Below are 3,896 nucleotides of genomic sequence, written 5' to 3'. Positions count from 1 at the left end.
GAAAGACATCAGAAAAGCCATTTATACGACCAATGCTATCGAGTCATTAAATAGCGTGATTCGTACTGCTGTGAATAAGCGTAAGATATTCCCATCTGATCAAGCGGCGTTTAAGGTTGTTTATCTAGCAACTCAGCAGGCGTCTAAAAAGTGGTCGATGCCTATCCGTAACTGGACGTCTGCTCTTAATCGCTTTATGATTATGTTCGATGAGCGTGTTAGTAAGCATTTAATCTAAATTGCAGTTACACAGATTTCGGGATGGGCTCAATAAAACTACATCTATACTGAATCCACAACTTGCAAAATAACCTCCTACATACCCACTTATTCTTATCAAACGTGACCACCAAGTGGTAAATGACGTGACCAGTCATTATTATCATTCTTGACCACGTTAGTTTCAGACTAAAAAGCTATTTAATACTATCCATCAAAAGTATCTACCACTTTTCTCATAGACTTACCTTTTAATTCTATGATATGAGTTTGATTGATAACTCGATCTAACAAGGCATCAGCGATTGTTGAATCACTGAACTTATCATGCCAGTGCTCTATTGAAAACTGACTAGTAACCATTAGGCTACTATTCATGAACTATAGATCAATAATTTTTAGTAATAATGATGCAATTTGTATATCTATCTGACCTTAAGCGAAATCATCGATAATCAATAAGCGACTTTTTATTAATTTTCATCTTAATCTAATTAAACTCCCATCAAGCAGTGCATCACTCAGCTCTTCAAGTAACTGGTGTGCTCATAACCTTGTCGACAAGCTTGAATACCTAAGCGCAAGAAAGCCACGTTTTACCAGTACCTGTTGCACCAAATATCAATAGATTCTGTTTTTCTCTAACCAACTTACGCTTCACTGGATTGTCACGGGTAGTTTACCAAGGTTTTTATTGTCTATGTTTAAAGACAACTTTTTAGCACCTCTAGTGGTACCTGTGCTTTCCACAGCAATGCTGGCAGTAGTCATTTTATTGATTATTGATATGTGCTATTATTTCTAAAAGATTAGCTGATAGGTATAATGACCGATATTTTTCTTATCATGGTTAGTTGTTATAAAAAAGACGGGGATGAAGTGTCTATTATACGGCAGATTTATACCTGCTTTGTTCCACCTAACATCTCACCAACAGCTGCACCAATTGCCCCAGCATCACAGCTTTGGTTTTTAGCACTTGCTGCCACACAGCGCACACCAGCCGCCGCTAGCTTATGGGCTAAGTTACGGGCAAAGTATCTGTATTGAAATCTCTGGCATCAATAGGCTTGACTCCTTCACTAAACGCCTCTCCTGCAAAGACATCCAATAATGAGGTGTGTGGGCTGTTGGTGAGTTTAATTTGTTTTGAAAGGCTAAAGTTGCATTTACTAAGCATAAAAAAGGTGAGTTATTTTTATAACTTGTCATAGTATAAAAATAACTCACCCTTTTTTGCTATCTAACTTAAATATTTAACCCCACTCTCAACTCTTTATAAGTTATTGATAATTAAAGGCTTATAAGGGTAAGACCTTACAACTAAATATTTTAAGCCCTTTAAAATCAAGGGTTAAGAAAAAAGAGTTGAGATTTGGGTATATTTAGTTAAGAGGTATCATAGAAAGCCATAAAGCACCCTACCTAAACTTTACTCCAGTCTAATACCGAATCAGAAAGTAGGCGAAACTCAGGCACATGAAACACACTGCCAGCAGTTTTTTGTGCTAACTCAAAGTCAGGGAAAAAATCTTGACCATATATATAATAAGCCTTATCTTTTTGATAAAACGCCATCGGATCTAAATGATTTTTTACCGTTTGGCGTATCTCTTGAAACTCTCTAAACTTCACATAACTGTCTGTAATATTTTCAGTCAATTGCAAATATACCGTATCATCACTAAGTTGCTCAACTTTATACACAGGTGCAGACAATATCTTATCCATACCAAATAAACGCACATAAGCATCACCAAATACGGTTCCCCAATAAATATCATCTAACCAGTGTCTAAGATTGTTGGTAAGTAAATAAATAGATACCGCATATGAGTTTTGATAATGCTTTAACTCTTCTAACACGGCATCTCGATAGGCATCATGTATAACATCAATATAGGCAATATCAGCTTTAAACTGAACTGAGCTTGTTTTGACATAGCTAATCAATTCATCCATATTGGTTTGGGATAATGTACTTGTTATACTCTCATCAGAATGAGTAGGTAATAACTCACCTGTTCTATTATCAATAGCTCTAGTGAAGCTACCCATTGATTGTGTTTTTTTATGACGCCTCCAATAAAAACTTGGCCAAAGTGTAGGGTCGAATAGCAGTCGCATTTCTTCTTCCCAGTCGGTATCTTCTCCAAAAGGGCGATTGATAGGTTCGATCATATTCCACCGAGTCGGTGTCATGCTAGGTAGCATTTTGAAATGTAGATTAAGCCGAGAAGCTAAATCTCGATAATCATGCATTGGTAAACGGCTCAATATTTGAACATCTACTTTATAAGTTGCTCTTTGCATTGTTTACACCTATATTAAGTTATATGTTAAAAGCATCAATAGATCTTATCTATATTTTGATCATATCTTTTAATGCTACCTTTAGAAGCATATATTGCTTTTTGTAAGGGGCCAGTTACAACAGTGTCTTTACCTATTATTAAATGAATAGGTTGTTTAGTTGCAATATAACCTCTAAATTGATTTGACATGCTTAAGTATTTAACATTTTTCACCTCAACCAAATTAATCTTCTCATCGCCAATCTTAGCATCAGGTATAAAGCGTACAAGTCCTTTTTCAGTGACAATTTCTGTAACTTTCGAATTCTTATTTACGGTTATACCTAAATCTTTACCCAATCGACTTAAAGCACCTTTTTCAAAATCACTGCCTTTGAGACGGTTAATTCTTATTTGGTTAGTCCATTTTGAAACTTGTTCGGAAATTTTATAGCCATCTTGCTTTAGCTGAGATACTTCTTTGCTATTAATGCCAATTTTTTTCTGAGTTTCAGCTATTGTCTTAGCTGAATGACCACTCGTTTTAAAATTAGTCCCTGTCAGTAAATCTATACTAGCTAAAACTCTTGAGGAAATATTAGAGTTTTTAGAAAATATGGTATATAAATCATCTGCTATATTTATTAATTCCTCTTTACCTGTATCTTTTAATGAAGTTTTGAGCTCTTTTTTAAACTCAGCAAGGTTTTTTACTTTTTTTACATCAATGTGCTTGAAAGCTTTGTACAGAACTTTGCCTGTAGTAGTGAAAAACTTTAATGAATTGTTCTCAACTGCTGTTTGAGCTGCCTGAGCTGCCTGAGCTGCAGTATTGACCTCTGTACCAGCTAAAAGAGCAATAGTACCTGCTGTTAACTTACTTGCATTAATTATTTGACGCTCTTCATCACTATCATAAGCAACCCCATCTATAGGTGGCGGGAACATCTCGGCTACTATTTCCCCAACAGCCGCACCGATTGCTCCAGCATCACAGCTTTGGTTTTTAGCACTTGCTGCAATACAGCCCACACCAGCTGCCGCTAGCTTATGAGCTAAGTTTCGGGCAAAGTTGTCTCCATCAATGCCTTTTATCTCTTTAACCCATTCACTAAAAGCCTCTCCTGCAAAGACATCCACTAAAGAAGCTCGTAAGCTGTTGGTAAGTGCATCTTCAAAGCTGGTGCCATTGACAGTAGCATTAACCGCTGCTTCCGTTATCCCTCGGCTAATACCATTAGATAACTTCTTAGCAAAAGCATCATTAACATTATTACCAATGTTAAATTCAGCCGTTAACCCAGCGGTTAGAGCAGAGGTCGCCATACCGCGTACAGTTTCACTACGGGCGAGTTGCCGTAAGGTGGCATTAATATCGCCCTT

5 protein-coding genes are annotated in these 3,896 nt (G+C 36.7%); 2 read left to right on the top strand and 3 right to left on the bottom strand.

The features are described 5' to 3' along the window. A partial coding sequence (locus G561_RS0113165; protein WP_028859950.1) for a transposase occupies positions 1–238 on the top strand: 238 nt, incomplete at its 5' end. 188 nt (positions 239–426) lie between these two features. Here the strand turns inward: G561_RS0113165 and G561_RS15280 are convergent. Then, positions 427–597: an ATP-binding protein gene (locus G561_RS15280; RefSeq protein WP_081794492.1), complete on the bottom strand. Its 171-nt coding sequence runs from the start codon at positions 595–597 to the stop codon at positions 427–429. 447 nt (positions 598–1,044) lie between these two features. On the opposite strand from G561_RS15280, the gene G561_RS0113155 reads away from it, so the two are divergent. Then, on the top strand, positions 1,045–1,269 hold the full coding sequence (locus G561_RS0113155; RefSeq protein ID WP_028859949.1) for a hypothetical protein: 225 nt from the start codon (positions 1,045–1,047) through the stop codon (positions 1,267–1,269). 375 nt (positions 1,270–1,644) lie between these two features. Here G561_RS0113155 and G561_RS15070 read toward each other — a convergent pair whose 3' ends face one another. Both G561_RS15070 and G561_RS14775 read right to left on the bottom strand, forming a co-directional pair. Further along, positions 1,645–2,532, bottom strand: coding sequence for a hypothetical protein (locus tag G561_RS15070; RefSeq protein ID WP_028859948.1), 888 nt, complete (start codon positions 2,530–2,532; stop codon positions 1,645–1,647). A 35-nt stretch (positions 2,533–2,567) separates the two neighbouring features. Beyond that, positions 2,568–3,896, bottom strand: a 1,329-nt coding sequence (locus tag G561_RS14775) for a DUF637 domain-containing protein (RefSeq protein WP_037032546.1), incomplete at its 5' end; no start/stop codon positions are given.

The organism is Psychrobacter phenylpyruvicus DSM 7000 = NBRC 102152 (assembly GCF_000685805.1).
GTDB lineage: Bacteria > Pseudomonadota > Gammaproteobacteria > Pseudomonadales > Moraxellaceae > Psychrobacter > Psychrobacter phenylpyruvicus.
The sequence above is the reverse complement of the archived record's forward strand: the minus strand, read 5'-3'. Positions and strand labels throughout refer to the sequence as shown.